The following is a 2,471-nucleotide window of genomic DNA, read 5'->3' as shown; positions in this document are numbered from 1 at the left end:
GACATGGGCCGTACTCGCTGCGGGCGGCCCAACGCCGGGCCTCAGGCGCACCGCTGGCAGCTCTGCGAGACCGAGACGAGCGACGGCACGAGACAGCTGGATAAAACGCGCCAGGTTTAGAACCGCGCCAGCGGTGTCGCCTGCAGGCCAATGTTGGGCGGCGGATTGACAGGAATACACCAGAGTTATAACTAGTCCTCTATGAGATTTGTTTAAGAATAGCAGACTTAACACTCTCTGCATCAGCAATATCTTCTGCAATAATTTCTGCTGCACCGCTGGCAATAATATGAAGTGTCCCATAACCCATTGTACGCCCAACTAGGCTATATTTTACTGTAACATCTTGCACTTTACTTATAAGAATAGACACCTCCGTCTTATCTAATACCCCACTTTTCCATATTACCCTCTTATTTGTGATTATAAGTTTTTTCGCCCCCACCCAATCGGAAGGCCCTTTCCTAGTTATATGGGTAGTTGCTTCTACAACTGTACACTCTTCAGATGTACTTTTTTGTACTATTGGTGATGGTGAAGATGTTATACTGTCCTGTCTTGAAATTGAAGGCTGGGCTAGAGTAATTGGTGATAGTATTTGGCCACAATGACAGCAGAATTTGCTATCTACGATTATAGATTTACCGCAGTAGCGGCAATACTCTGTCTTCATTGGATTATTGACCGTTGACACTGGCGTTTCATTAATAACTTGTGTATTATTAAGATAAGCACTAATCTGAGATTCAGGAGGGACAGGAGGGGCAGGAGGAAGTAAGCCTAGTCCTTTTACTGCCGCTTGATTTTGAGAATTGATAATCAATACCATTTCAAGGCATTTTCGTCGCTCGTCATCTGATGGTACAGCACCTGAAAGCCAAAGCCATGCCTTTTCATGCCTATTATCAAGTCGAATGGCTTCCATTAGTAGTCGTTGAGCGTTTTCTTTGTCGCCATTGCGAAGTGCCTCAATTCCTTGATTAACAAGTTCGTCGATATTTTTATCTAATGCTAGATTACTCGTATCTCCTAGAGGTTGTTTGTTGTTGTCAATTTTACTCTTAAGGTGTATGAAAAGAGTTTTCCCTTTATCATTATCAATGATGCTGGTAAAAATAAATATACCCTTAATTGAGTGGACTTTCATCTCGCCGTATAGCCAATTTGCGCTGTAATCAATAGATGTAATTTCACTGAAAGAGAGAATTGTCGCCTCTTTCTTTTCTAATACAAATAGAACTCGCGAATCAGTAACAGTTAGAACGCCTATACTGTTATTAAGAGTTACCTGAGCTAGATGCTCGATTGCTTCTTGATCTACAAGAAGGTAGTGAATCCCGCTTTTGATAGCTGTTGGGATTATTAGGCTACTCACTTTGAGGCTTTTAAGATGCTGTTTTAGTTCGTCATCAGTGAGCATAAGTGCATCTCCTTTCTGTACTACAGTTGCTCATGATTGTACCATAGATTGATCGGGCATGGGAGAGAGGGCAATGCTACTGCCTGTATGGGCGTTACGGGTTGAGGTGCCGCCCAACGATAGCCCTCAGGTGCGCCGCTGGCAGGTGTGGTGATGGCACCCGGCGACGGCACGCGACGGCGTGGTAAAAAACGCCAGGTTGAGGGCCGCGCCAGCGGCGTCACCTGCAGGGCGTGGTTGGGCGGACGGGCACAGATTTTACAACGGAGGGTTTTACATGATATTAATCACTCGATTCAAACAAATACCAATTCCCTTCTACATGCCGATAGCTAAACGGCAGTGTAGACGTATCGATACTACTAACCAAATCTGTGTCTGATGGTGGAGATGTAAGATATACAATACCTCTGCTTGATCCTGACACACCAAGACCACTTGTGAAAATATTAAAGTATATACTAATTTGGTTTGCTCTTCTGTAAATATCTATCCCTGCATCTATATTGAGTTGTGCAAAATACTCTTTATAATAATCCCATTGCTTTTTTGTTAAAATCGCCTTTGGATCTGTCCAGGTGTTTCGAATACGAGCCTGTTGAAGTGTATGATTTTCTTGTGTGGTTATTATTATTTCGTCAAATATGGTTTGGTTCTCTGACAGGAGCCGTATTAGCTCTTCATCTGTAGGAGGCGGGTTGCGTAAAAAAACGGTATATAATGTCGTCGTTACAATTCTTGAGCTAACTGCATATATACTAGATATGATTATAATACATAGTATACATCCTAGTACAGCAAGAGCGCTTATATATAGCCTCTTTCGTCCTTTTGTTATTCGAATGTGGGATGTGGGCTTGTTCATATGGCCTCTGCTATATACATGAAAAATAAACTATGGTTAGTGTAGAATCGTAGCAACTTTTATGTCATATGTCAAGTAGCAAAGCACAACGGGTGCTGGTGTGCGTAGCCTTGAACCAGAGGCGGCTGTATTTAGGCCGCCCAACGCCAGCGCTCAGGCGCGCCGCTGGCAGCTTCCCTAGACCGA

General features: G+C 43.6%; 1 protein-coding gene. It reads right to left on the bottom strand.

The genetic code is table 11. From position 1 onward, the window contains the following. Positions 1 to 199: 199 nt before the first annotated feature. A complete protein-coding gene (locus tag K2Z83_RS28165) occupies positions 200 to 1,420 on the bottom strand; it encodes a M48 family metallopeptidase (RefSeq protein WP_220598494.1) in 1,221 nt (406 codons plus the stop codon). Positions 1,421 to 2,471: the final 1,051 nt, after the last annotated feature.

The sequence above is a fragment of the Oscillochloris sp. ZM17-4 genome (assembly GCF_019599295.1).
Taxonomy (GTDB): domain Bacteria; phylum Chloroflexota; class Chloroflexia; order Chloroflexales; family Chloroflexaceae; genus Oscillochloris.
Note: the sequence above shows the minus strand (reverse complement) of the source record. Positions and strands in the feature narration are given on the sequence as shown.